Origin of the sequence: Zeaxanthinibacter enoshimensis (assembly GCF_004362865.1) — a bacterium.
Classification (GTDB): domain Bacteria; phylum Bacteroidota; class Bacteroidia; order Flavobacteriales; family Flavobacteriaceae; genus Zeaxanthinibacter; species Zeaxanthinibacter enoshimensis.
This window is the reverse complement of record NZ_SNYI01000002.1, coordinates 77,485-101,929: the sequence shown is the minus strand read 5'-3', so window position 1 is coordinate 101,929 and position 24,445 is coordinate 77,485. Positions and strand designations below refer to the sequence as shown.

General features: G+C 47.7%; 25 protein-coding genes. 7 read left to right on the top strand and 18 right to left on the bottom strand.

Translation table 11 applies throughout. From position 1 onward, the window contains the following. Window positions 1-65: 65 nt before the first annotated feature. Complete coding sequence (gene rsmH, locus CLV82_RS06695) at window positions 66-962, bottom strand: 16S rRNA (cytosine(1402)-N(4))-methyltransferase RsmH (protein WP_133644474.1); 897 nt, start codon at window positions 960-962, stop codon at window positions 66-68. After that, window positions 949-1,413 (bottom strand): division/cell wall cluster transcriptional repressor MraZ, encoded by a 465-nt coding sequence (gene mraZ, locus CLV82_RS06690; RefSeq protein ID WP_133643563.1) that lies wholly within the window; start codon window positions 1,411-1,413, stop codon window positions 949-951. The genes rsmH and mraZ overlap by 14 nt, the downstream gene beginning before the upstream one ends. Window positions 1,414-1,679: 266 nt before the next feature. Between mraZ and CLV82_RS06685 the strand changes: the two genes are divergently transcribed. The 3 genes from CLV82_RS06685 to CLV82_RS06675 all read left to right on the top strand — a co-directional run bounded on the left by CLV82_RS06685 (window position 1,680) and on the right by CLV82_RS06675 (window position 3,926). Further along, window positions 1,680-2,444 carry an alpha/beta fold hydrolase gene (locus CLV82_RS06685; protein ID WP_133643562.1) on the top strand — a complete coding sequence of 255 codons (765 nt, stop codon included), beginning with the start codon at window positions 1,680-1,682 and terminating at the stop codon, window positions 2,442-2,444. Window positions 2,445-2,461: 17 nt separating this feature from the next. Then, window positions 2,462-3,082 carry a ribosome biogenesis GTP-binding protein YihA/YsxC gene (gene yihA / locus CLV82_RS06680; protein WP_133643561.1) on the top strand — a complete coding sequence of 207 codons (621 nt, stop codon included), beginning with the start codon at window positions 2,462-2,464 and terminating at the stop codon, window positions 3,080-3,082. 130 nt (window positions 3,083-3,212) lie between these two features. Then, a complete protein-coding gene (locus CLV82_RS06675; RefSeq protein WP_133643560.1) occupies window positions 3,213-3,926 on the top strand; it encodes a pirin family protein in 714 nt (237 codons plus the stop codon). A gap of 2 nt (window positions 3,927-3,928) precedes the next feature. On the opposite strand, the gene gldC is transcribed toward CLV82_RS06675, so the two are convergent. Both gldC and gldB read right to left on the bottom strand, forming a co-directional pair. Continuing rightward, window positions 3,929-4,264 (bottom strand): gliding motility protein GldC, encoded by a 336-nt coding sequence (gene gldC, locus CLV82_RS06670; protein ID WP_133643559.1) that lies wholly within the window; start codon window positions 4,262-4,264, stop codon window positions 3,929-3,931. Between the two features lie 3 nt (window positions 4,265-4,267). Further along, the gene (gldB, locus tag CLV82_RS06665; RefSeq protein WP_133643558.1) at window positions 4,268-5,233 is read right to left on the bottom strand and encodes a gliding motility lipoprotein GldB; all 966 of its coding nucleotides are present in this window, start codon (window positions 5,231-5,233) and stop codon (window positions 4,268-4,270) included. 93 nt (window positions 5,234-5,326) lie between these two features. On the opposite strand from gldB, the gene nadE reads away from it, so the two are divergent. Further along, window positions 5,327-6,115, top strand: a complete 789-nt coding sequence (gene nadE / locus CLV82_RS06660; RefSeq protein WP_133643557.1) for an NAD(+) synthase — start codon at window positions 5,327-5,329, stop codon at window positions 6,113-6,115. 166 nt (window positions 6,116-6,281) lie between these two features. Beyond that, on the top strand, window positions 6,282-6,911 hold the full coding sequence (locus tag CLV82_RS06655) for a response regulator (RefSeq protein WP_133643556.1): 630 nt from the start codon (window positions 6,282-6,284) through the stop codon (window positions 6,909-6,911). A gap of 63 nt (window positions 6,912-6,974) precedes the next feature. Here the strand turns inward: CLV82_RS06655 and dnaG are convergent, their stop codons facing one another. Further along, the gene (gene dnaG / locus CLV82_RS06650) at window positions 6,975-8,948 is read right to left on the bottom strand and encodes a DNA primase (protein ID WP_133643555.1); all 1,974 of its coding nucleotides are present in this window, start codon (window positions 8,946-8,948) and stop codon (window positions 6,975-6,977) included. Between the two features lie 125 nt (window positions 8,949-9,073). Here dnaG and CLV82_RS06645 point away from each other — a divergent pair, with 125 nt between their 5' ends. After that, entirely contained in the window at window positions 9,074-9,313 is a 240-nt protein-coding gene (locus tag CLV82_RS06645; protein WP_133643554.1) for a zinc-ribbon domain-containing protein, read from the top strand. 11 nt (window positions 9,314-9,324) lie between these two features. Here the strand turns inward: CLV82_RS06645 and CLV82_RS06640 are convergent, their stop codons facing one another. From CLV82_RS06640 to rsgA, 9 genes are all read right to left on the bottom strand, one after another. Beyond that, window positions 9,325-10,302 (bottom strand): polyprenyl synthetase family protein, encoded by a 978-nt coding sequence (locus CLV82_RS06640; RefSeq protein ID WP_133643553.1) that lies wholly within the window; start codon window positions 10,300-10,302, stop codon window positions 9,325-9,327. A 64-nt stretch (window positions 10,303-10,366) separates the two neighbouring features. Continuing rightward, the gene (gene rlmN / locus CLV82_RS06635) at window positions 10,367-11,413 is read right to left on the bottom strand and encodes a 23S rRNA (adenine(2503)-C(2))-methyltransferase RlmN (protein WP_133643552.1); all 1,047 of its coding nucleotides are present in this window, start codon (window positions 11,411-11,413) and stop codon (window positions 10,367-10,369) included. Window positions 11,414-11,471: 58 nt separating this feature from the next. After that, window positions 11,472-12,524: a tRNA preQ1(34) S-adenosylmethionine ribosyltransferase-isomerase QueA gene (gene queA / locus CLV82_RS06630; protein WP_133643551.1), complete on the bottom strand. Its 1,053-nt coding sequence runs from the start codon at window positions 12,522-12,524 to the stop codon at window positions 11,472-11,474. Window positions 12,525-12,726: 202 nt separating this feature from the next. Continuing rightward, window positions 12,727-13,956, bottom strand: a complete 1,230-nt coding sequence (locus CLV82_RS06625) for a 3-phosphoshikimate 1-carboxyvinyltransferase (RefSeq protein WP_133643550.1) — start codon at window positions 13,954-13,956, stop codon at window positions 12,727-12,729. 89 nt (window positions 13,957-14,045) lie between these two features. Then, the gene (locus tag CLV82_RS06620; protein WP_133643549.1) at window positions 14,046-14,372 is read right to left on the bottom strand and encodes a nucleotide pyrophosphohydrolase; all 327 of its coding nucleotides are present in this window, start codon (window positions 14,370-14,372) and stop codon (window positions 14,046-14,048) included. After that, the gene (locus tag CLV82_RS06615; protein WP_133643548.1) at window positions 14,338-16,398 is read right to left on the bottom strand and encodes a DUF3857 domain-containing protein; all 2,061 of its coding nucleotides are present in this window, start codon (window positions 16,396-16,398) and stop codon (window positions 14,338-14,340) included. The genes CLV82_RS06620 and CLV82_RS06615 overlap by 35 nt, the downstream gene beginning before the upstream one ends. A gap of 24 nt (window positions 16,399-16,422) precedes the next feature. Next, window positions 16,423-18,333 (bottom strand): DUF3857 domain-containing transglutaminase family protein, encoded by a 1,911-nt coding sequence (locus CLV82_RS06610; RefSeq protein WP_133643547.1) that lies wholly within the window; start codon window positions 18,331-18,333, stop codon window positions 16,423-16,425. Between the two features lie 80 nt (window positions 18,334-18,413). After that, window positions 18,414-18,866 carry a D-aminoacyl-tRNA deacylase gene (gene dtd, locus CLV82_RS06605; RefSeq protein ID WP_133643546.1) on the bottom strand — a complete coding sequence of 151 codons (453 nt, stop codon included), beginning with the start codon at window positions 18,864-18,866 and terminating at the stop codon, window positions 18,414-18,416. Further along, a complete protein-coding gene (gene rsgA / locus CLV82_RS06600) occupies window positions 18,863-19,813 on the bottom strand; it encodes a ribosome small subunit-dependent GTPase A (RefSeq protein WP_133643545.1) in 951 nt (316 codons plus the stop codon). The genes dtd and rsgA overlap by 4 nt, the downstream gene beginning before the upstream one ends. A gap of 96 nt (window positions 19,814-19,909) precedes the next feature. Here rsgA and CLV82_RS06595 point away from each other — a divergent pair, with 96 nt between their 5' ends. Continuing rightward, on the top strand, window positions 19,910-20,350 hold the full coding sequence (locus CLV82_RS06595) for a hypothetical protein (RefSeq protein ID WP_133643544.1): 441 nt from the start codon (window positions 19,910-19,912) through the stop codon (window positions 20,348-20,350). Between the two features lie 75 nt (window positions 20,351-20,425). Here the strand turns inward: CLV82_RS06595 and CLV82_RS06590 are convergent, their stop codons facing one another. The 4 genes from CLV82_RS06590 to CLV82_RS06575 are packed head-to-tail and all read right to left on the bottom strand — an operon-like array spanning window position 20,426 to window position 24,439. Beyond that, window positions 20,426-21,532 carry a bifunctional 3-deoxy-7-phosphoheptulonate synthase/chorismate mutase type II gene (locus CLV82_RS06590; RefSeq protein ID WP_133643543.1) on the bottom strand — a complete coding sequence of 369 codons (1,107 nt, stop codon included), beginning with the start codon at window positions 21,530-21,532 and terminating at the stop codon, window positions 20,426-20,428. A 60-nt stretch (window positions 21,533-21,592) separates the two neighbouring features. Beyond that, window positions 21,593-22,456 carry a prephenate dehydrogenase gene (locus CLV82_RS06585; protein WP_133643542.1) on the bottom strand — a complete coding sequence of 288 codons (864 nt, stop codon included), beginning with the start codon at window positions 22,454-22,456 and terminating at the stop codon, window positions 21,593-21,595. A 13-nt stretch (window positions 22,457-22,469) separates the two neighbouring features. Beyond that, on the bottom strand, window positions 22,470-23,615 hold the full coding sequence (locus CLV82_RS06580) for a pyridoxal phosphate-dependent aminotransferase (RefSeq protein WP_133643541.1): 1,146 nt from the start codon (window positions 23,613-23,615) through the stop codon (window positions 22,470-22,472). Further along, window positions 23,612-24,439, bottom strand: a complete 828-nt coding sequence (locus tag CLV82_RS06575) for a prephenate dehydratase (protein ID WP_133643540.1) — start codon at window positions 24,437-24,439, stop codon at window positions 23,612-23,614. The genes CLV82_RS06580 and CLV82_RS06575 overlap by 4 nt, the downstream gene beginning before the upstream one ends. Window positions 24,440-24,445 lie beyond the last annotated feature (6 nt).

Sequence of the window (24,445 nt, the reverse complement as noted above, 5' to 3'; positions counted from 1 at the left end):
ATCCTTAAGATTCTATACTTACCGACAGCACCTATATATTAAGGTATAGCTGCTGTGCTTCCCGCCTATAATTTTTCCGCGATCCGGAGCTTTGCACTCCTGGCCCGGCTATTCTGCCTGATCTCCTCTGCCGAAGGAACGATCAGCCCTCCAACTTTCTTCATAGGAACACTAATATTCCCGTAGAAATCCTTTTCTGCCTCGCCCTCGAATTTCCCCGTCCGGATAAACCGCTTTACCAACCGGTCTTCCAGGGAGTGATAGCTGATAACAGACAGCCTGCCTCCCTGGATCAGTAATTCAGGGCACTGCAACAGGAACTCCCGAATGACCGCGATCTCCTGGTTTACCTCTATCCTTACCGCCTGGTAGACCTGCGCCAGGATCTTATGCTCTTTGTGCCCCGGGAGAAATCGCTTTAATACCTCCTTCAGGGCAGCAGTTGTCTTGATTGGCCCGGTTTCCCTGGCAACAACTATCGCCTTTGCCATTGCCCCGGCATTCCGTAACTCTCCATATTGAAAAAGCACATCACGGATAGCTCCTTCTTCGTAATCGTTGATCACCTCATAGGCCGACAGCGAACTGCGCTGACTCATCCGCATATCCAGGTCGGCATCAAAGCGGGTTGAAAATCCACGCTCCGGAATATCGAACTGGTGAGATGAAACCCCGAAATCGGCCAGGATCCCATTCACCTGCCGCACCCCGTAAAACTTCAGGAATTGCCTTATATGCCTGAAGTTCTCATGGATCAGCGTAAACCGCTCATCATCGATCTTGTTCTGCAAGGCATCCTCATCCTGGTCAAATGCGTATAATTTTCCACCAGGTCCTAACCTCTTCAGTATTTCCCGGGAATGCCCGCCGCCACCAAAGGTGACATCCACATAGACGCCATCAGGCACGATATCGAGACCATCAACAGAGGCCTCCAGCAAAACCGGGTTATGATAATTCATCTCCATCGTCACCCATTACTTCTTCGGCCAGGTCCGCAAAGTCCTCTGCAGTTTCCTCAATGACCTTTTCATAACTATCTTTGTCCCAGATCTCGATGATATTGATCGCCGAGCTCAGCACAACCTCTTTTTCTATCCCCGCAATAGACACCAGGTTCTTTGGAATCAATAACCTCCCGGTAGCATCTATTTCTACCGGCTTCACCCCTGCAGAAAACCTGCGGATGAAATCATTGTTCTTCTTCTTGAACCTGTTTTTCTTGTTCATTTTCTGCATGAGCTTCTGCCACTCTTCCATAGGGTAGAGCTCAAGGCAAGGATGAAAAACGGATCTTTTGATGACGAACCCCTGGTTGATAAGAGGGGCCAATTGGTTTTTCAGGGTAACAGGAATCATGACACGCCCTTTGGCATCGGCCTTACACTCATATGTCCCTATGAATCCTATCACTGAATTGGTTGGTTTACTAATTCTTAACTCAAAAATATGAAATTTATTACCACAATTTACCACTTATTACCACTTTGTTGATAAATTTCTGGCTCCCGGGCCTTCATCGACGTGATAATTCATGCAAAAAAGTTGGCGGAGAACTCTGGAAATTTTCGTTATTTTAAGGCAAGCGCAATCCCCAGTATTGCTTTTGAGAATAATTTGAGACAATTCGCATTACATGGAATTGCCTATATTTGCCAACTGACGCCAAGCTGACCTGCATGAAAGACAATTTTATTACCGATGGAAAATACAGGTATATAGAAATAGGGGAAGGTACCCCTATAATCATATTACACGGGCTCATGGGCGGACTGAGCAATTTCCACGGTGTAACTGACTTCTTTCCTGAAAAAGGCTACAAAGTCTTGATCCCGGAACTCCCTATTTACGAGATGCCGGTCCTGAAGACTAATGTCAAGAACTTCGCCAAATTCCTCGAGGGATTCCTGGAATACAAGAATCTACACGATGTTATCCTGTTGGGTAATTCCCTCGGCGGACATATCGGGCTGCTGCACACCAAGTTGTACCCGGAAATGGTCCGGGCGCTCTGTATCACTGGCAGTTCGGGACTCTATGAAAGCGCCATGGGGGACGGGTACCCGAGACGGGGAGATTACGAGTTCATCAAGAAGAAAGCTGAAAATGTCTTTTATGATCCGGCCATAGCCACCAAAGAGATCGTAGACGAGGTCTTTGCCACGGTAAACGACCGGAATAAGATCATACGGACCCTTGCCATAGCCAAAAGCGCAATTCGTCACAATATGGCAAAGGATCTTCCCAAGATGAAAACACCGACCTGTATCATCTGGGGTGAGAACGATTCCGTGACCCCGCCAAATGTGGCAAAGGAATTCCACGAGCTATTGCCTGATTCAGACCTGTACTGGATCGAAAAATGCGGACATGCACCCATGATGGAGCATCCCGATCAATTCAACGAGCTGCTGTACAGCTGGCTCAGGAAAAGGAATTTCTAAACTCCTTAAAAAAGTATATGAAGATCAAGTCGGCCGACTTTGTAATGAGTAACTCCAACGTGCTCAAATGTCCCAATGAACCCCTGCCGGAGTACGCTTTTATCGGGCGTTCCAATGTAGGGAAGTCGTCATTGATCAATATGCTCACCGAACGTAAATCACTGGCAAAAACTTCTGGCAGACCTGGGAAGACCCAGCTGATCAACCATTTCAAGATCAACAACAACTGGTTCCTGGTAGACCTTCCTGGTTATGGATATGCACGGGTTTCCAAGAAATCCAAAAATACCTTCCAGAAGTATATCACCGATTATTTCAGGAAACGCAAACAACTGGTGAACGCCTTTGTTCTGGTTGATATCCGCCATGAGCCACAAAAGATCGATACAGAATTCATGAGCTGGTTAGGCCTGGAGGGCATCCCTTTCTCCATCATTTTCACCAAGGCAGATAAACTTAAACCAAGTGAAAAGGAAACTAAAGTTGCTGCCTACCTGGATCATCTTTTACAAGAGGCCTGGGAAGAGGCACCGGTCTATTTTATCACCTCCTCCAGCAGCTACGAAGGCAGGGAAGAGTTGCTGCAATACATAGACAGTATCAACAAAGCTTTTTACGAGCAGACTTCATCAAACTAAGCCTTTATTTCAGCAATAGCTCATAGGCAGATTCGATTGTCTGGCTTTCCACACCCACCCGGATTTCCGTAATTTTATATAAAGGATTCAGCGAACGCACAACGCCTGGATCGCAATAAAATAAGGAGATATGAAAAAGGATCTACATACTGCCGCCAGCCGAGGACACGCAAACCACGGATGGCTCAACAGTTATCACACCTTCAGTTTTGCCAGTTATTACAACCCGGAGCGAATGAATTTCGGGGTACTACGGGTGCTTAACGATGATGAAGTGGCCCCGGGCATGGGTTTTGGCACCCATCCCCATAAGAATATGGAGATCATTTCTATCCCGCTCCAGGGGGACCTGGAACATAAAGACAGTATGGGCAACACCGAAGTGATCCGGGAAGGAGATATACAGGTGATGAGTGCCGGCACCGGCGTTCGTCACAGCGAATACAACAGGAACAAGGACAAACCGGTGAAATTCCTGCAGATATGGATAATCCCTAAAGCAGAGGATGTTGTGCCCAGGTATGACCAGATCACGCTCCGGCAAGAAAAATTAAAAAACCGTTTTTACCAGGTCTTGTCCCCTACTCCCGATGATGGCGGGGTCTGGATCCACCAGGACGCCTGGTTTCATATTGGGCATTTTGAAGCCGGGCAGGATGCCCGGTACGACCTCAAGAAAAAGGATAACGGCCTTTACGTCTTCGTTCTGGAGGGAAATACTGCTGTCGGTGACACCCGGCTCTCCAGTCGTGATGGGCTCGCGATACAGGAGACAGACAGCGTGGATTTCAGCTTTCCCGGGGCTGCAAAGATCCTCCTGATGGAAGTACCTATGAAATTGTAGGCTTATTTCTTCAGTTCAAGCTTTTCCGCAAAATAATCACAGAAATCCTTCATGGTTGCGGTCATCTTATCGTCCTGTGTTGCTTTCATGAACGTATCCGCCATAGAAACAAGGGTCTGGTGAAAGAACACCTTCATCTCGTCTACCGGCATATCTTTGGTCCACAGATCTATTTTCAGGGACTCCTGGTTCTTGCTATCCCAGACAGACAATAACATTGCCTTTGCCTCTTCATTGGTTATTCCTCCGTCTTCGGCAGACCAGGTAAGGGTTTCCGGAACCCTGTTCTCATCTAACCCCACTTTAAGCGTGATTTCAGAGGTGTGTAACTTTCCCATGCTTTATTTCTTTGGTTTATAATTGGATTCTTTAAAAATCTGCTCTCCCGGGAGCGATAACATCGTTTGGAGATCCAGCTTTTCTTTCTCCATGAATGCCCTTACGATCTGCCAGCCAATATACCTGCCCAGCCGACCCGGTGATTCATTATCCAGCTCCAGCCGGAACTTGGAGAAAGGTGCCGGGTCCAGGAAACGCGGACCGAGCTTGGGGTCTGTGCTGTAAAGCAGTTCTCTCTCTATAAAGTATCTCCAGATCTGCTCTTCATTAGCCCTGGCCCACTCCATTTCTTCAGAACTATACCCGATCTTTTCCTCATCTGAGGACATTGGCATCATCCGGTCCTTAAGGTAGAGTTCTTTCCCGTAATACACCATCCTGGAAAGAAAAGACCGGTCGCGGGGGCGTGGCACTACACGTTTCGCAAAGGCAGCAGCTACATCACTGACCAGGTATTCCTTATCCAAACTTTCCGCAATATAACGATCTATCCCGCCGTAGAACCTGTGCTCCTCCCCCAGGTAATTATCCAGACCCAGTAATAACAGGCTGTCTGTCAAAATGACCCGGTTAGCATAGTCCACATCCGAAATCACGGTGACCACCTGGGGCACCGTGAACCCGGGAAAATAATAAACCGCATGCTTGAAAAACAATTCCAGTTCCTCTTCAATGGGTTCAAAATTCCGGAATGCCAGGTCTACCTCACTGAGCAATTCGCGCTGCAGGGTATCGCTCATTTTGGCGATCCAAACAGAATCTGTGTACTGCACAGGAAAAAGATAAGGGTATTTGGCTTTCAGTGTCGGTAACTCCCCGGCACTTGCTGCGGCGAATTCCCGATCAAAACGATGTACCACAAGATCTACCGGGATCTCTTGCACCTCTTGCTTCACATGTGCTTTATCGGTTTTGCAGCTATGCATGAAACATATCAAAGCAAGAAGAGACAATAAGGTTCTATACATCTAAACTATTCTGTTTTAAGTTTTAATATTAAGCGTGCAGGGGTTATTTTTACGGGGGTAAAGTTAATTGTTTTCACTGTAAAACCGACCTCAATGCAAACCAAAAAAGTAGTTGACCATATAACCGACTGGCTGCGATCCTATGCCGAGCAAGCCGGAATGAAAGGATTCGTTATCGGCGTGTCAGGAGGAATAGATTCTGCCGTCACCTCAACGCTTTGCGCCAGAACGGGATTAGACCTCCTCTGTGTAGAAATGCCCATCCACCAGGGAGAAAACCAGGTTACCCGTGCCGATGACCATATCAACTGGTTGCAAAAGAATTTTCCGAATGTCAGGCGTCAAAAAGTGGAGCTGACCCCGATCTTTGACGAACTCGTCGACGCCCTGCCCGACGTGGAAAAGGAAGAGGATCGGTTTATGTCCCTGGCCAATACACGGGCTCGCCTCCGCATGACAACTTTATACTATTTCGCTGCTTTGGAAAAATACCTGGTTGCCGGTACAGGGAATAAAGTAGAGGATTTTGGGATCGGTTTCTTCACTAAGTACGGGGATGGCGGTGTGGATCTGAGCCCTATTGCCGATCTCCTGAAAACCGAAGTATATGCCCTGGGCGAGGAACTTGGGATCATTGAATCTATCATGACAGCCGCACCCACAGACGGGCTTTGGGGAGACGACAGAACCGACGAAGATCAGATCGGTGCAAGCTACCCGGAACTGGAGTGGGCCATGAGAATGAAGGACGAAGGGAAAAATTCATCGGATTTTTCGGGCAGAGAAAAGGAAGTTTTTCTTATATTTAACAGGTTTCATTCGGCCAACAAACATAAGATGGTTCCCATCCCTATTTGTAAGATTCCGGATGAGCTAAAATGACCGCTCACCTAAGAATCAAGTGTTTAAAACGAATAAACCACCTGAAATTGGAGAGGTTTGGGAAAAAAATTACAATTTTACTGAAGAAACCAGGGAATTTAACGCCAAATCGTGTATTTCTGAACACCGTGAAGACGAGACGTTAAATTTTGCAAACACACCAAACATGATCAACGTATTAGTTGCTGACAATCATCCAATAGTACGTATGGGGATCAGGCAAATTCTTAGCGATGCCACTGACATCAGGGTCATCGAAGACGCTGCCACAACCACCGAACTTTTTGAAAAATTAGACGAACTGTCCCCCGACGTTCTTATCCTAGAAATGGATATTCCTGAAATTAACGGTATCGCCACGCTCCGTAAGATGAAACAGGAGCACCCGGACGTAAAGGTCCTGATCTACAGTGGTCAATCTGAAGATGTTTACGCCTTAAGTACCATCAGGGCAGGCGCCTATGGATACCTGTCCAAAACAGCCGAGCTGGAATATCTAACCAAGGCCGTAAGAAGGGTCAGTTCAGGAAGTATGTTCATCACCAACGAACTTGCCCAGAGGCTTGCTTTTGATGAAGGCACTCAAAAACCCCGGAGATTCTTCAGGAAACTCTCTACACGGGAAGTGGAAGTCCTTAAACTACTTGCCAGCGGTAAGAGAAATAAGGAAGTCGCCCAGGGGCTGAACCTCAACGAAAAGACTGTGAGCACCTATAAGGCGCGTTTAATGAAGAAGCTGAATGTAGATAATATGGTAGACCTGCTGCAACAGGCCAAAGCATTAGAACTATACTAAACCAAACATGCCAAAACTGGAAACCCGGTCTGTGACCGGGTTTTTTTATGGTAAAGATCCTCGTCAGGCTATAACCCTGTTGAGCTTCTTGTTCAGTAGTTTTGTCAGTTGAAGGTAATTGATGATCTCTTCCAGGATCTCGCGATGATCTTCCTCCCCCGATTCTGTATCCTTCTGCAGGGCAGCAATCCTTTTCTTGATCAGGTAACACCGAAGGGTAAGAATGGTTTCACTGACCAATTGGGCCACCCCGTTCTCCTTTTCCTTGGGATAGATATCTTTCCGCTCCCAGTCGTGCAGCATATATTTTTCTTCTTCCATCAGTATGGACGATATTTCTGCACTGAGGTTCTGGTCCAGCGTATTCAGGAAACTGTTCAGGGAGAATTCCTCGTTTTCATTCATTTCAGTGATCAGCCGGGCATAGATCTTCCGGAATTGCTCATGCGCCAGTTCGATCTCGTCGTCCTGCAGGTCCAGGTAGATCTTCTCAAAAACCCTCGCCTTATACTGCTCGGGTTCCAGGACCAGGTCACCTTCTTCATTTTCCTTAAGCACCAGGTCTTCAAATTCCTGCTGTTGCTTCCCGTACAGGAGTAAAACTTCTATGATCTTCCGCTCCAGTTCGTACTGCACATCTACCTTATCTGCCGGGGCATCGTCCCTGACTACCTGGAAGGATTTTTGTTCTTCCCTGGCTTTCTTAGCCGCATCCGCCCCGTGTTTCTTTCCCATCTGTGCCAGGGTGTTGAACAAGACCGCTTCGGAAATGTTCATCATAGACGCACATTCCTGGATGTAAATTTCGCGCTGTATGCGGTCGGGAATCCTGGAAATACTCTGTACGATCTCCCTGACCGTGTCTGCCTTCTTAATCGGGTCATTAGCTGCTTCTTTCGCCAGGAGCGAGGTCTTAAACTGTATAAAATCCTTAGCTTCTGACTTCAGGTAATCCTTCAGTTCATCATCTGAGTGCCCCCGTGCAAAACTATCCGGATCTTCTCCATCCGGGAAGGTGACCACCTTTACATTCATCCCCTGCTCCAGGATCAGGTCTATACCCCGCAGGGAGGCCCGCTGTCCTGCTGCATCCCCGTCAAATAGTACGGTGATGTTCCTGGTCAGCCGGTTGACCAGGCGTATCTGCTCCGGGGTAAGGGCGGTACCGCTGGAAGACACTACGTTCTCTACCCCGCTTTGGTAAAGCTGGATCACATCCGTATATCCTTCCACCAGGTAGCAGTTATCTTCCCTGGCTATAGCCTGTTTTGCGAAGTTAATACCGTAAAGTACCTTGCTTTTGTGATAGATATCGCTCTCCGGGGAGTTCAGATATTTCGCGGCTTTTTTATCGTTTCCTAAGATCCGCCCCCCGAACCCGAGGACACGTCCACTCATGGAGTGGATGGGGAACATCACTCTCCCTTTGAACCGGTCAAAGGTCTTCTTCTCCCCCGATACGCCATCCTTCACGATCGTAAGACCGGTCTTTTCCAGGTATTCCAGTTTGTAGCCGTCGCCCAAGGCCGTCTTAGTAAAAGCTTCCCACTGGTCCGGGCTGTAGCCCAGGCCAAACTTCCTGATCGTATCATCAGAGAACCCGCGCTCTTTGAAATAGCTCAACCCTATGGCTTTGCCCGTTTCGGTCTTCCACAGCACCTTCTCAAAATACTGCTGGGCATAGGTGGTAACCAGGAACATGCTTTCCCGCTCGTCTGCCTGTTCCCGTTGCTCATCTGTCTGCTCGGTTTCCTCTATCTCTATCCCGTATTTCTTTGCGAGGTATCTTATGGCTTCGGGATAAGTGAAATGTTCGTGTTCCATAAGAAACGCGACGACGTTCCCCCCTTTCCCGCTACTGAAATCCTTCCAGATCTGTTTCACCGGGGAAACCATGAAACTCGGGGTGCGCTCATCCGTAAAGGGACTCAGTCCCTTGAAATTGGAACCCGATTTTTTAAGATTGACAAAATCACCGATCACCTCCTCTACCCGGGCGGTTTCATATACATTATCTATGGTGGTCTTTGAAATCAAATCTCGGCGTTTATGGGTATGGTAAAAATATAAAAACTGCTTCTAAGGCAGCTTTCCTTTGGAGGAATAAAATTATCCGTACAATATCTTAATTTCGCATTAACCATTGTAAAAATTCATTAGAAATGATCCTGTTCCTTGGGGTACGTCCCGGCAAAAGTGAGATCATCCAGCTCCAGGGTGTTTCCTGCCCGCATTGCGGCAATACGCAAACCATGGCATTACACAACACCCCGCATTATTTCCACCTTTTCTGGATCAAGATCTTTCCCGTATATACAAGTCGTCTCGTTGAATGCAGCCATTGTAAACGGGTGTATTACAAAGAGGAATTCACAGAAGAAATGAAACAGGCTCTCCCATAAGACCGGAGCTGCTATTTTTTTCGATCCACCACGTAATTCACCATCAGCTCCAGCGCAGACCTGTAGGGAGATTCGGGATATGCAGACAACAGTTCTAACGCCTCCTCCTTAAAACCGTTCATTTTCTCCTCCGCGTAGGCCAGGCCACCGTTTGCTTTTACAAAGGCTATCACTTCCTTTACCCTTTTCTTATCCTTGTTATATTTTTTAACCGAGTTGATCAGCCACTTCCGGTCCTTATCATCACAGGTATTGAGCACGTAGATCAGCGGGAGGGTCATTTTCTGTTCCTTGATGTCTATTCCCGTGGGCTTTCCGATCTTTTCTTCCCCGTAGTCGAACAGGTCGTCCTTGATCTGGAAAGCCATCCCGCAGAGCTCCCCGAATTTCCGGAAGGTTTCCACGTGTGAAGTACCCGGTTGCACGGAACAGGCGCCCAGGCTACAACAGGCAGCAATCAGGGTAGCAGTCTTCTGCCGGATGATCTCGTAATATACTTCTTCGGTAATGTCCAGTCTCCTGGCTTTTTCTATCTGCAGTAATTCCCCTTCACTGATCTCCCTGATAGCTACGGAAATGATCTTTAAGAGGTCAAAGTCATCGTGGTCCACGGATAGGAGCATGCCTTTAGACAACAGGTAATCCCCGACCAACACGGCGATCTTGTTCTTCCAGAGGGCGTTGATAGAGAAGAATCCCCTGCGTTTATTGGAATCGTCAACAACATCGTCATGAACCAGCGAAGCCGTATGGATAAGCTCTATGACCGATGCTCCCCGGTAGGTACGTTCGTTGACCTGGCCATCGTTCAGCAGTTTTGCGGTAAGAAAGACAAACATGGGGCGCATCTGTTTCCCCTTGCGGTTCACGATATAATAGGTGATCCGGTTCAGTAAGGCCACCTTGGAGGACATGGAATCATAGAACTTCTTTTCAAAAAGTTCCATCTCCTTGTTTACCGGCTCCTTGATTTGCTCTACGACGTTCAACAGACTTGTTTTATGAACTCAAAAGTAGGTAAAAATAAAAAGGTTCCGGGCATTGCAGAAGGGCTTAGGATTTATTGGCAAGTTGACCACATGCCGCATCGATATCCTTCCCGCGGGACCGCCTCACCGTGACCGTGATCCCGTTGCGTTCAAGGGTATGCACATAAAGGTCTATGGCGGCATTGGATGCCTGCCGGAAATCGTCCCCGTCCTCTATGGGGTTATATTCTATCAGGTTAACCTTAGAGGGTGCGAACTTACAAAAGGCCACCAATGCATCGGCGTCTTCCTGCCGGTCGTTGATGCCTTCCCAGACCACATACTCATAGGTGATCCTGCTTTTTGTCTTGGCATACCAGTATTCCAGCGCTTCCCTGAGATCTGCCAGGGGAAAAGTGGAATTGAAGGGCATGATACTGGTGCGGATACTGTCTATGGCTGAATGCAGGGAAACCGCCAGTTTAAATTTCACCTCCTCATCGGCCAGTTTCCTGATCATCTTTGGCACTCCCGAGGTGGAAACCGTGATACGTTTCGGGGACATCCCAAGACCTTCAGGAGAGGTGATCTTATCTATTGCCTTCAGCACGTTATTGTAGTTCATCAGGGGTTCTCCCATTCCCATGAAAACGATGTTGCTGAGCGGCCGGTCAAAATACAGCCTGCTTTCATTGTCGATGGCCACCACCTGGTCATAGATCTCATCCGGGTTCAGGTTACGCATCCGCTTCAGCTTTGCCGTAGCACAAAACCTGCAGTCCAGGCTGCAACCCACCTGGCTGGACACACAGGCGGTAGTCCTGCTGCTGGTGGGAATAAGAACCGACTCCACCACAAGGTCATCATGCAGCCTGATCGCGTTCTTGATGGTGCCATCATTACTGCGCTGCATCTTATCTACCTTGATATGGTTGATCACGAAATTATCGGCCAGCATTTCCCTCGTCGCTTTGGAGAGGTTCGTCATCGCTTCGAAGGAGTGAGCCGATTTCTGCCACAGCCATTCATATACCTGGTCTCCCCTGTAAGTATGGTCTCCCTGGTCCTTAAAAAAGGTCCTTAACTGATCCCTTGTCAGCGCCCGTATGTCTTTCTTCACTTGTGTGTCCACTTCATTGGCTTTTTCAGACCAGGGAAGGCCTGTTCAGGGGGGCGTTCCCCCGGTATTATTAATCGATAATAAGCATGGCATCCCCGTAGGAATAGAACCGGTATCCTTCCAGGATAGCCTCCTTGTACGCCCGCTTCATAAGGTCGTGCCCCATAAAGGCTGAAACCATCATCAGGAGGGTAGATTTTGGCAGGTGGAAGTTGGTCACCATGGCGTTGGCGATACTGAAATCATAAGGAGGGAATATGAATTTATTGGTCCATCCTTCAAAAGTATTCAGCATATGCTCAGAAGATACAGCACTTTCCAATCCTCGCATTGCGGTGGTACCCACGGCACAGATTCGGCGTTTATTCTTCTTTGCGTTGTTGACGATCTCTGTCGCTTTCTCATCGATCACCAGCTCCTCGCTGTCCATCTTGTGCTTGGAAAGGTCTTCTACCTCAACAGGGTTAAATGTCCCCAAACCAACGTGGAGGGTAAGCTCAGCGAAGTCGATCCCTTTGATCTCCAAACGTTTCAACAGGTGTTTGGAGAAATGCAATCCGGCCGTTGGGGCAGCTACAGCTCCTTCGTATTTGGCATAAATGGTCTGGTAGCGATTTTCATCTTCCGGTTCAACTTCCCTTTTGATATACTTAGGCAGCGGGGTTTCACCCAGCTCCCTGAGTTTACGCCTGAAATCGGTATACGATCCATCGTAAAGGAAACGCAGGGTTCTTCCCCTGGAAGTGGTATTGTCTATCACCTCGGCCACAAGGCTTTCATCTTCCCCGAAGTACAGTTTGTTACCAATCCGGATCTTCCTTGCAGGGTCTACCAGCACATCCCATAATCTTTGCTCTTCGTTCAGTTCGCGCAACAGGAATACCTCGATCCGCGCTCCTGTCTTTTCCTTGTTTCCATATAACCTGGCAGGAAACACCTTGGTGTTGTTCAGCACCATTACATCACCCTCGTCAAAATAATCGATCAGGTCTTTGAACATCTTGTGCTCAATTTTACCGCTTTTTCGATGCACTACCATCAGTTTGGATTCATCCCTGTTCTCTGATGGATATTCCGCCAGTAATTCTTTAGGCAACTCGAAGTTAAAATGTGATAATTTCATAGATGTTTTCTGAAATAGGGTTATGGAAACTATTCAAATGGCAAAATGCGCCCGACCCCGTGAACTAATTTAATTCCCGGAGTGGAGGCCGACATGCTGAAGCCTTAATATTTCCTGTACAAATTTTGATAATGATTATAGCGGCTGCAAATATACGACCCGGGAACAGGGGTTGTCAAGTAAATAGCCATTTAAATCTGAATCATAACTCACGGAGACCGAATCCTAATGCCTGCAAATCACTCCAGTAATCCGGGTACGACTTCTCTACCACCCCCGCATCTGCTATTTGTATCCGGGTTTTCAGAGCAAGGGGAGCAAAGGCCATGGCCATACGATGGTCGTTATAGGTAGCTATGCTTACATCGGCTTTAATTCCGGAAGAAGGCTTCAGATCAAGGCTGTCCCCGGTTATTTCCACTTCAGCTCCCAGTTTCCCGAGTTCGTTCTGTAGGGCTACCAGCCTGTCGGTTTCCTTGATCTTGAGCGTATGAAGGCCCGTGAGCCTGCAACCCAGTCCCAGGCCAAAACAGGTCACCGCTATGGTCTGGGCGATATCAGGTGCATTCGCCAGGTCGTATTCCAGCACCTCTGCTGGCTTTTGCTCCGTCCGCATTAAACGCAGGGAGTGGCCTTTAAAACGGGTTTCCACGCCAAAATCCCTGTAGATCTCTTTCAGGACGCTGTCGCCCTGTAAACTCTTTTCATGGTAAGAGGACAGCACCAGTGCCGATCCCGGTTCCGCCAACGCAACAATGCTGTAAAAGTAAGAGGCCGAACTCCAGTCCGACTCTACCACCATCTTTTTAGAATTCACGCTTGATGCGGCGCCAACCGTTATGGTTGAACCCTCGAATTTATTCGGAATACCCAGATGATCCAGGAGCGAAAGGGTCATCCGGATGTAAGGGACCGATGTGATCTTACCTACGAGCTCCAGTTCCAGGCCATCTTGCAGGGAGGGTGCGATCAGCAGCAGGGCAGATATATACTGGCTGCTGATATTTGCGGGCAGGCTGGTTGCTTTTCCCTCCAACTTTTTGCCTTTGATGTGTAAGGGGGGAAATCCCTCCTTTTCGGCATAACTGATATCGGCTCCCAGGGATCGCAGCGCATCTACCAGGATCCCGATCGGTCTTTCGGTCATCCGTTGGGAGCCGGTAAGCAGAACATCTGTCCCGGGTTGGGAGGCAAAATAGGCTGTCAGGAACCGCATGGCGGTACCGGCGTGATGGATATCCACTGTCCCGTTCTTTTTCCGCAGGCCTTCCTGCATTACCGTGGTATCGGCAGAATTTGAAAGATTCACGATCTGCAGCCCGGGGAACAAGGCCCCGAGCAGCAGCAGCCGGTTCGATTCACTTTTGGAGCCGGTAATACTGACCTGGGCTTTCAGGAGGTGGTTATCGGGTCCGGTTAATGCTATGTCCAAAGCAGATTTTTTTATTGGATTAATCAATGGTGTATAGATACAAACTAAAAACCACTACCTCTTCCGGGGTAGTGGTTCGTAAAATGTATTTATTTCAATTTCTCGTTATTCTGGTGACGGTCGTGGTCGCGTTTGGTTTTCAGGTCCAGCTTTTTATCAAATGCTTGTTGCAGGTCTATCCCCGTCTGGTTGGCAAGGCAGAGCACTACGAATAGTACATCCGCCAATTCTTCCCCCAGGTCCTTTTCCTTATCGCTGGGCTTTTCACTTTGTTCGCCGTAACGCCTTGCAATGATCCTGGCCACTTCCCCTACCTCCTCGGTAAGTTGGGCCATATTGGTGAGCTCGTTAAAATATCGCACCCCATGGGCCTGGATCCATTTATCTACCGCCAGCTGCGCTCCCTGTATGTTCATCCGAAGTAATTTTAGTTAAAACTACTTGTTCTGCCTCTTTTTCGATAATATTTTTAAAGAATTTTTTGATAACAGCGTATTCCATGGACGGAATTACTACCCGGTTTATTTTTATATCGGCGACTACCTGCAAATGATTGTCTGAAATCTTCCCCACCCGGTATATAAAACTGCCTGTATCATTTGGTAAGGCGTACTTAACACTCTCCGGGTAGCTACTGATCTCGAATCCTTCAGGAATACTGATATTTAACATGTATTTCTCCTGCCAGGGATAATTAAAGTCGATTGGATAATTCCTCTCCTCTCTTTTGAACGGGTTGGTGGTCAGGGCATGATAGAACAGAGGGGCAAAATAGATCTTATCCCCGGCGACATTAGCCTGGTTCTCCATTATGAACTCCAGGTTTTCCATGACGGGCTTCCCTACTGCCTTACTGTTCTTCACATCGTATTCGACCACCTCCAGGCCTTCCTGTTCGTTTTCAAAATCCTCCAGGTATTCCTCTTCACTTAAGCTGTTGTTTGAATTCCTGAAGCCATAAGCCCTGTATTCCGTATGAACGATACGCATCTTCCCACTGATGTCTCCACCAGCATCCATTTCCACGTTAATATTGTAGATATCCGCAGACGGCCTGGTTGGAAAAAGGGATACGGAGAGAATAGTTCCGTCCTCCTTCACCAGTTTTCCATCCCAGTTCAGTGCAGGGGTGCGAATAAGGTTGGGTTTGGTATAGGAGTTAGCGGCATCTAACAGTATCCTGGCCCCATCCACTTCGGCTGCGGCGATCACGTAATTAAAACCATCCACTGTAGGAAACAAGGGTATCCCATTATCCCGGGTACTGACAAGGACAGGGTTGGCCTCTATCCCTGCCGACCTCAGCATGGAAATTAGCATCAGGTTAATATCCGCGATGTTACCGCTTTTCTCCTCGTAGGCCTCTTTTACGCCTTTATCTGTAAAATATCCATTATAACTATTCCAGGTCATATGCTCTTGCACGTGCTTAAAAACAGCAGCCATCTTTTCCTTTTCGGAAGATGCATCTGCGATCAACCCGGGAAGTACATCCTTGTAATAGCGGTCTATCTTCATCTGACGACCAAAATTGTCACTGTCATAGATGGTTTTAACGACTTTTTCCCAGGAAGTAGAGAAGTCTTCCATGGCGGAGCCAGGGAATCGAACCTGCTGCAGCTCGTAGCTAATTACACTTCGATAATTATCCATGTCGTTCACGAAAGGTTCTTCCTCCAATGCCGGCACCTCCTTCATACTGAAAGTGGTAGTATTAATAAAGTAATCGACAGAATTATTCCTCATTGTAGAACCACCGGGGTTCATTCCACCCCTAGTTGTTGTGGTAGTCGTGAAATTTATTTTCCCGGATTCCTTGCCATAAGACGGATTGATTCCCAAGTATCCTTTCATCTTAGTCTTGAAAGAATAATATTCCGGGATTGCGATCTTGATATGCTGTTCCCGGATGGGAATATCATACTGCAAAACAATATCATCCAAGCTATAGGAATAGGGGGAAATAACGTTGTACTGGTATTCTATAACACTCCCCTCTTTTACCTGGGGCATGGTAAAAGTTTCCTCTTTATAATACTTATTGACATCCCGGGAAAAGGTATCGGACCCTTTAAGCTTGGTTTTCTCTACCTCGCCATTTACAAGGTTATAGGTGTATCCCTTGAGTTTCGAGAGCGACTCTTCCTTGCTTTTACCCTGGTATAGCCTTTGAGCAATGGTTGCATAATCAAAGCCTTCCTGGTCATAGATCTTAATTCGCTCATGCACAGCGGTAATTACCTGGAAACCGGTAGCTTCATTGTAATGATATCGAACGTCCAGGTCACGATAAAGTACAGCGGCAGGGGCAGTAGAATCATTCGGGTAAATTTTTTCTTCTAATTCTTCACTGGTTATTTTCCCGAACTTAATATCCTGGGCATACCCGAAGGCGGCACACAACATGGCCAGGGTAAGAAAAAACTGCTGTCTGGGTCTCATAAATAATGGTTTTGGTTGGATTGATTATATTTTTTTCAATACAAGATGCGCACTGTCATTCCGGGCGACTTTTTTCCTGAATTCACGGTAAGTATTATATTTAGCGGGTTCATAGGAACCTTCCTTCACAAGCAGTTTTCGTCGGTACTGTAGCTGGTGTTTAGTTTTATCGTATTCGATTTGTGCTTCATATTCACCAAACTCATTACGGATGGATTCAAATTCCGGCATAGCTTCAATTTCAAAACCGGGAGGTAGTTGAATGCTGAAGACATCTTCATCCAGGTAACCCCTGGAAATTTGGAAGGGCAGTTTTCGGTTCCTGACCCGGTCCGGTACATTGGTATTCCTGTTAAATGCATTGGGATTCAGGAATAACAGCTGCCCACTCTGGTTAGCATAATTTTCAGCCTTAAGGGTAACTTTCTCCTTAAAGACAATAGTCTCCTTATCGTTACTCATTACTATATCAGTGACGGAAAGGTTGTTGATATACGACCAGTATTTCTTATAATATTTCTGCTGCTCATCATAGGCCTCGTTCTCCAGGGTGAAATGGTTATCGTACTGTATACCCCTGGTTGTTATCTCAACATTGCCAATAATATTTCCCTGCGAATCCAGAGTATAATCTGCTTCGGTATTTTGATAATTATCTTCGTTCCTGTACACCGGGGTACGCGTAAGTTCTCCTCCTTCAGGTTTCATTACCAACACGGTCCGGTCGTCGGTGAAATCACCCAGGAACCCAAAAGGATGTACCTGTGAGGTACAGTCTATCCAATGGTATCCCGATTCGTCCGGAATTGCAAGGATCACGTGGTTACCTTGTTTCAGGTCGGCAAAATCCTCCATAAAATCAATTTTCTCAGGGCCGGCTTCCACATGGGTGTAATATGCCGGGACTCCTACGGCTGCCAGGAGTGCCATAGTATAATTGGAGAGACCCTTACAATCTCCATACTTAAGTCGGTCAACCTCTGAAGCACTTATCGGTTGTATTCCCCCGATCCCTACCTGCACGCTGATGTAGCGGGTATTCCTCTGCACAAAATCATATATGATCTTCGCTTTTTCAACAGGGTCATTTTTACCCTTAGTCAGTGTTCTTACCTGGGTGAGTGTGGCGTCTGAAAGTTGATCACGACCTTGCAGTATGGTGTTATACATCCACGCACCTACTTCTTTCCAATCCCTCATCTGCCCGAGGTAGTCTTCATACTGAAAGGATTCCATACGCACTTGTACCATAGGCATCCACTCCAAGGTGGGAGGAGTAAAGGGTTCCTCTTTAATTGCTTTAATCCCCGTAGCCGTGAATGCAATACTGCCCGGGTTTTCTGTCCGCTCAACTTCTATCCCCTCAAGATTCAGTTCCTTCAGTATTGGTTTTAATTCAGGGGAAGCATAATTGATCTTAAAATGACTTTTCTCTATACTCTGATGAAATAAATGAAAGAAGGTCCAGGTAGGAATAAAAGCCGTGTTCTTCGTAGCAAGTTCGTAAGTGAATTCTATAGTATAAGGGTACTGGGTGGGGGTGTATCTCAGGTATTTAACGCGATTGTCTGAATATAATGTTCCCCCGGGAACTGCACTTACATCCATAAAATCCTTCTCTTTTACCTTCTCGATCTCTTTGCCGTAAGCATCATAGATAATTGCCTGTATATGCTTGATCTTTGTAGAATTATCGTAGCCCGCATACGCCATCACCTGTTCATTTCCATGCTTATTTTTAACGGTTATGACCCGCTTTTCTTCAATGGTCATCTCGTCCAGAGCATTGATATTCACTATCCTTTCTTCCAGCCGGACAATTGAATGGGCATTTTCAGCAAGATCAGCTTTTAATAAAAGAGATTGGTATTCAGAGGTCTGGGCCTGCAGATACAGGCAACTTCCGATGAGAAGCAGGGATAAATAGAGGCGCATTAAGGTGGGTTTGGTTGGCTTTGCAGGGCACAATATGAATATTTTCCTACAAAAAACCCAAAAAAAATCGATTAAATACGCTATTCTCGTTGTCTGGTGTCGATTATTATCGTGACAGGACCGTCATTAAGTAATTCCACTTTCATATCCGCCCCGAAGCTGCCCGTGCCTACTTTTTTACCCAGATCATCCTCGAGCTGGCGAACGAATTGTTCATACAGGGGGATGGCTGTATCCGGTTTGGCCGCCCTGGTGTAAGAGGGTCGGTTTCCTTTCTTGGTCGAGGCGTGCAGGGTGAATTGGCTGACCACTATGGCATCCCCATCCTCCTCTAACAAGGACCTGTTCATCACCCCATCCTCATCATTAAATATCCTGAGGTTAGCAATCTTTCGGGACAACCAGGTGATATCTTCCCGGGTGTCTGCTTCCTCTACCCCCAGCAGGATCAATAGCCCCCCTGAGATAGCAGAAATCTGTTCTCCTTCTACCGTTACCCCGGCACGGGAAACGCGCTGCACTACTGCCCTCATACTCCCTGGTAATTATCCTGCCGGTGGGTGTCTTCTTCCCCGGTGACCATGGCGACATAACTCTTATAACGACTCCATGCCAGTTCATCATTATCCAGAGCCTCTTTAACCGCACACTGGGGTTCATCGAGGTGCAGGCAATTATTGAACTTACAGTGTTCTTTCAATTCGAAGAATTCCGGGAAATAGTCCCCGATCTCTTCTTTCTCCATATCCACAAGTCCGAAACCTTTTATCCCCGGGGTATCTATGATACGGATGTCGTCTTCCAGGTCGAACATTTCGGCGAAGGTAGTGGTATGTTGTCCCTGCATGTGCTGGGCGGAGATTTCAGCAGTTTTGAGCGCCAGGTCCGGTGCTATATAATTTATGAGGGTGGATTTCCCTACCCCGGAATGGCCGGCAAACATACTGGTCTTTCCTTTCATCATCTCGCGTACTTTATCCACGTTCTTACCGGTCTTCGCAGAGATCCCGATACAGGTGTAGCCGATATCGCGGTAGAGGGCTGCCAGGTATTTAATCTCCCCCAATTCTTCAGGGTCATAGACATCAACCTTGTTGAATAATAACACGGCAGGCACATCATAGGCCTCTGAAGTGGCCAGGAAGCGGTCTATAAAGTTCGTATAGGTCTTTGGATTGTTCAGGGTCACCACCAGGAAGACCTGGTCCAGGTTTGCGGCGATTATATGGGTCTGCTTAGAGAGGTTTACAGACTTCCGGATAATATAATTCTTACGGTCCTCTATTTCTGTGATGATCCCGAAAGTCTCGTCCCCGGCATCTTCAAGCATAAAGGAAACTTCATCGCCTACAGCCACAGGATTGGTACTCTTGATCCCCTGTATCCGGAACTTTCCCTTGATGCGGCAATCATAGGTTTCACCCTCCCTGGTTTTGACGGTGTACCAACTGCCGGTCGACTTGTAAACGGTCCCTTTCATGTTCTTATATTTCTCTGCAAAGAAACAATTTTAGCATTAAACTATGGAGTATATTTGACTGTAAATAAGCTCATTCACTTATAATCTGACAAGCCAATGAAAAAATTAATGTTAATCAGTTGCCTGTTCCTGTTGGCTGGCGTAGATGCCATGGCCCAGCAGTACAAGGTCATCACCAGTGTAGAGTCTATCATTCCCAGCGGCCTTGGCCGATCGCGGATCATCAACGCCCAGGAAGAGAAAGACTACAAGGAGTTCACCAGCGTCCAGACCGAAGATGACAACTCGCGGAACAAATCTGACCGGGATGAGATCCGGGTCCGGAATTTCGAGGAAACCAAGCTGCTGAACTTCTTCAACATCGGTGGTATCCGTTTCCAGAACATCGCAGCTAATGACGCAATGCTGAGCTCTATGATCAACAGTATGGTAGCTGACGGATGGGAGCTCGCCTTTGTGACCAGCGCCGTGGAAAGCGACGCAGGAAAAGAGGACGGGCAGGGGATCTTTATCACCCGCTACATCTTCCGCAAGTAAACCCATAGAATCCCTTCCCCGGGAACACCCGGGGAAGCATGGGATCCAATTAGCACCACCTGCAGGAAACCATATCTATTTCTGCACTACCTCTGCTTTGGCAGCATTGACGATCTTCTCCTGGTGGTTGATGGATTCCTGGTGGATTGCCTTGAACATTTTTAAAACAAATTCTTCACTAAGCCCCTTACTCTCGCCTTCCAGGATCATTTTACCCAGGATGGCATTCCAGCGGTTGGTCTGCAGTACGGCGACATTCCGCTGTTTCTTCAGTTCCCCGATCTGGTCTGCTACCTTCATCCTTTTTCCAAGGGTCTCGATCAGCTGGTTATCCAGGATATCGATCTGGGCGCGGCAGTTGCTCAGGCTGTTCTTGTATTCGGTTTCTTCGTCAGTCTCTTTACGGATACGGAGGTCTTTCATGATCTGTACCAGTTTCTGTGGCGTAACTTGTTGTGCAGCATCGCTCCAGGCATTGTCCGGATCGTGATGGGTCTCTATCATCAGCCCGTCGAAATTGAGATCGAGCGCGGTCTGGGATACATCAAAGATCATGTCTCTCTTCCCCGTGATGTGTGATGGGTCATTGATCAAAGGCAGGTCCGGGAAGCGCGTCTGCAATTCGATCGCCAGCTGCCATTCCGGGATATTCCTGTATTTGGTCTTTTCATAGGTAGAGAAGCCGCGGTGGATCACCCCAAGTTTCTTTATTCCCGCCTTATGAAGCCTTTCTACAGCCCCAAGCCAAAGGGAAAGGTCAGGGTTTACAGGGTTCTTCACCAGGACGATCTTATCCGTTCCCTCAAGGGCGTCGGCGATCTCCTGAATGATAAACGGGCTCACGGTAGAACGGGCCCCTATCCACAGCAGGTCCACATCGTGCTCCAGGGCCAGGTCTACATGGGTCTTATTGGCAACCTCCGTAGCGGTCTTCAACCCTGTCTCTTCCTTGACCTTCTTCAGCCACTTTAAGCCGATGGCGCCTACCCCTTCAAAGTTCCCGGGACGGGTACGCGGTTTCCAGATACCTGCACGGTAATAATTAACATCGGTATCCTTGAGCTCATGTGCAATGCGCAACACCTGCTCTTCTGTTTCCGCGCTGCATGGTCCTGCGATTACCAGGGGATGGGATAATGCCATCTCATCTAACCATGATCTTAACTCTTTTGAATTTTCCACTACATCTGATTTTAAATTGTAATTCCGTTATATGTTGATCTCCTCCCGGAGCAAATTCCATTATTTCACTTTGTTCAGGGGTATCCCGTCCAGGATCTCCCTGATCTTATTCGTATTGTCCATCTCCCGGTAAATGCCATCAAAATCGTCGGCCAGCATCTGGGCCTTGAACCCTTCCAGGTTGGCTATATATTCATTCAGTATTTCCAGGACGTATTCCTTGTTCTGCCGGAATATTGGCGTCCACATGGCCGGGGAACTCTTCGCCAGCCGCACTGTACTTTCAAATCCACTGCCTGCCATATCAAAGATGTCCCGTTCGTTCTTCTCCTTTTCGATTACCGTCTTCCCAAGCATAAATGAACTGATATGGGAGAGGTGGGAAACATAAGCAATATGCTTATCATGGGCATCGGGGTTCATGTACCGTATTCTCATTCCCAGGTCCCTGAACAGGTCCAGTGCTCTCTCCTGTAATTTGAAGGCCGTTTTCTCAACTTCGCAGATGATATTGGTCTTCCCCTGGTACAGACCGGAGATGGCTGCGGAGGGCCCGCTGAACTCTGTACCGGCAATTGGATGACAGGCCAGGAAGTTCCTCCTGTTGTCATGATCTTCCACCGCCTTGCAGACCAGGTTCTTGGTAGAACCTGCATCCAGTACCAGGGTCTGTTCCCCTATGGAATCCAGGATAACCGGTAACTCGCGGACCAGGGCATCTACCGGTATACTGACCAATACCAGGTCTGCCTTCACCAGGTCCCCGTAGGTGGCAGCTTCGTCTATCAGGTCCATGGACAATGCCTGCTGCAGGTGTTCAGGATCAGCATCGATCCCAAAGATACGACAGCCAGGCCTTATCTGCCTGATATCCCGGGCGTAAGACCCCCCGATCAGTCCAATTCCTATGATGAATACATTCATGTTTTCTCTTTCTCTATATTCTTTTTATTGCTTCTCTGATCTTTTCTTCTGGGACGCACAGTGAGAAACGGATATAGCCCTCCCCGCAACTTCCGAAAATGGTTCCCGGTGCGATGAACAGGTGCTTTTCCAGAAGTATCTTGTCTATGAATGCTTCTGAATTACCTGCCCCTTCGGGCAATCGCGCCCAGATGAACATGCCCACGGCTTCAGGGTCATACGTACACCCTAATTTATCCGCCAGCTGGCATAGCAGCTGCCTGCGCTTCTGGTAAATGGCATCCAGCTGTTCAAACCAAATTTTTCCACTGTTCAGTGCAGCAATTGCTCCTTTCTGTATCCCGTAGAACATCCCTGAATCCATATTGCTTTTCACCTTGAGAATTGCATTGATATGCTTATCGTTCCCCAGGACCATTCCTACTCTCCACCCGGCCATATTAAAGGTTTTACTCAGGGAATTCAGTTCCAGGGAGATTTCTTTAGCCCCTTTTACAGACAAAAGGCTCAGCGGATCTTTCCCCAGCACAAAACTGTAAGGATTATCATTGACCAGCAAGATGCGGTTCCTTTTGGCAAATTCGACCAGGGCTTCAAATTGCTCCCTGCTCGCCATGGCCCCGGTAGGCATATGGGGATAGCTCACCCACATCAGTTTTACCTTTTGCAGGTCCTGCTTTTCCAGGGCCTCTAAGTCCGGGAACCATCCCCGTGACTCGGACAACTCGTAGGTCCGGGCCACCGCCCCTACCAACCTGGTGACAGAACTGTATGTCGGGTAACCCGGGTTAGGGATCAAAACCTCGTCTCCTGCATTCAGGAAAGCGAGACTGATGTGCATGATCCCTTCCTTAGACCCCATAAGGGGCAGGATCTCTTTGGCAGGATCCATATCGACCCCAAATTTCTCGGTATAGAATCGCGCTACTGCCTCCCTCAGTTCCGGGAGCCCCTGGTAACTCTGGTACTGGTGGGCACCGGGTTCTGTCATGGCCGTGGTAAGGGTTTGCAACACTTCCGGCGAGGGAGCAAGATCCGGGCTGCCGATCCCCATATTGATGATAGGTTTACCTTCACTGATCAATTCCCTGACCTCCCGCAGTTTCCTGGAGAAGTAGTATTCCTCTACGGTATGTAAACGATCTGCAGTACTAATCATGGTTTTGCATTTTTATATTCTCCAAGTACCCTGAAATCCTCGGACATGATTCCCAATAAGGCCTTGGCCTTTTCAAAATTCCTGTACTCTTCAAAGGTTACATCCACGAAAAAGGCGTATTTCCACGGGGATTCAATAACCGGGAGGGATTGGATCTTGGTCAGGTTCAGGTTGCAATCGCTCATAACGTTCAGCACCGTTGCAAGACTTCCTCTTTTATGATCTGTAATGAACCTCAGGGAAGCCTTGTTGATCTCTTCCTTAGGCCATTCCTTGTTCCTTGTTTTGACGATGATAAAGCGCGTAGCGTTATTCTTGATGGTCTGTATCTCGTCTTCAATAATCGATAGCCCATACAATTCTGCTGCCATCCTGGGGGCTATTGCGGCGATCCCTTTCAGCTGTCCCTGCTGGATGCGACGGGCCGTTTCGGCCGTATCCACATCTTCTACCAGTTTCAGATGCGGATGCCCTCCCAGGAAGTCCATACACTGTAAGAGTGCCATAGGGTGCGAATGTACTTCGGCGATCTCCTCCAGGCTTTGGCCATTAAGACCCATCAGGTGATGATGGATATTCAGGTAGTGCTCCCCTATGATATGCAGCTGGTGCCTGTAAACAAGGTTATAGTTAGGCAGGATAGAGCCGGCAATCGAATTCTCTATGGCCATTACCCCCTGGTCCGCAGTACCATCCAGGAGATGACCCACTAGCGAATCAAAAGACATGCACTCAACCAGTTCTATGCCTTGATCAAAATACTGGCTAGCCACCTGGTGGTGGTTAGACCCTTTAATTCCTTGTATTGCAATTCGTTTTCCCACTTATTA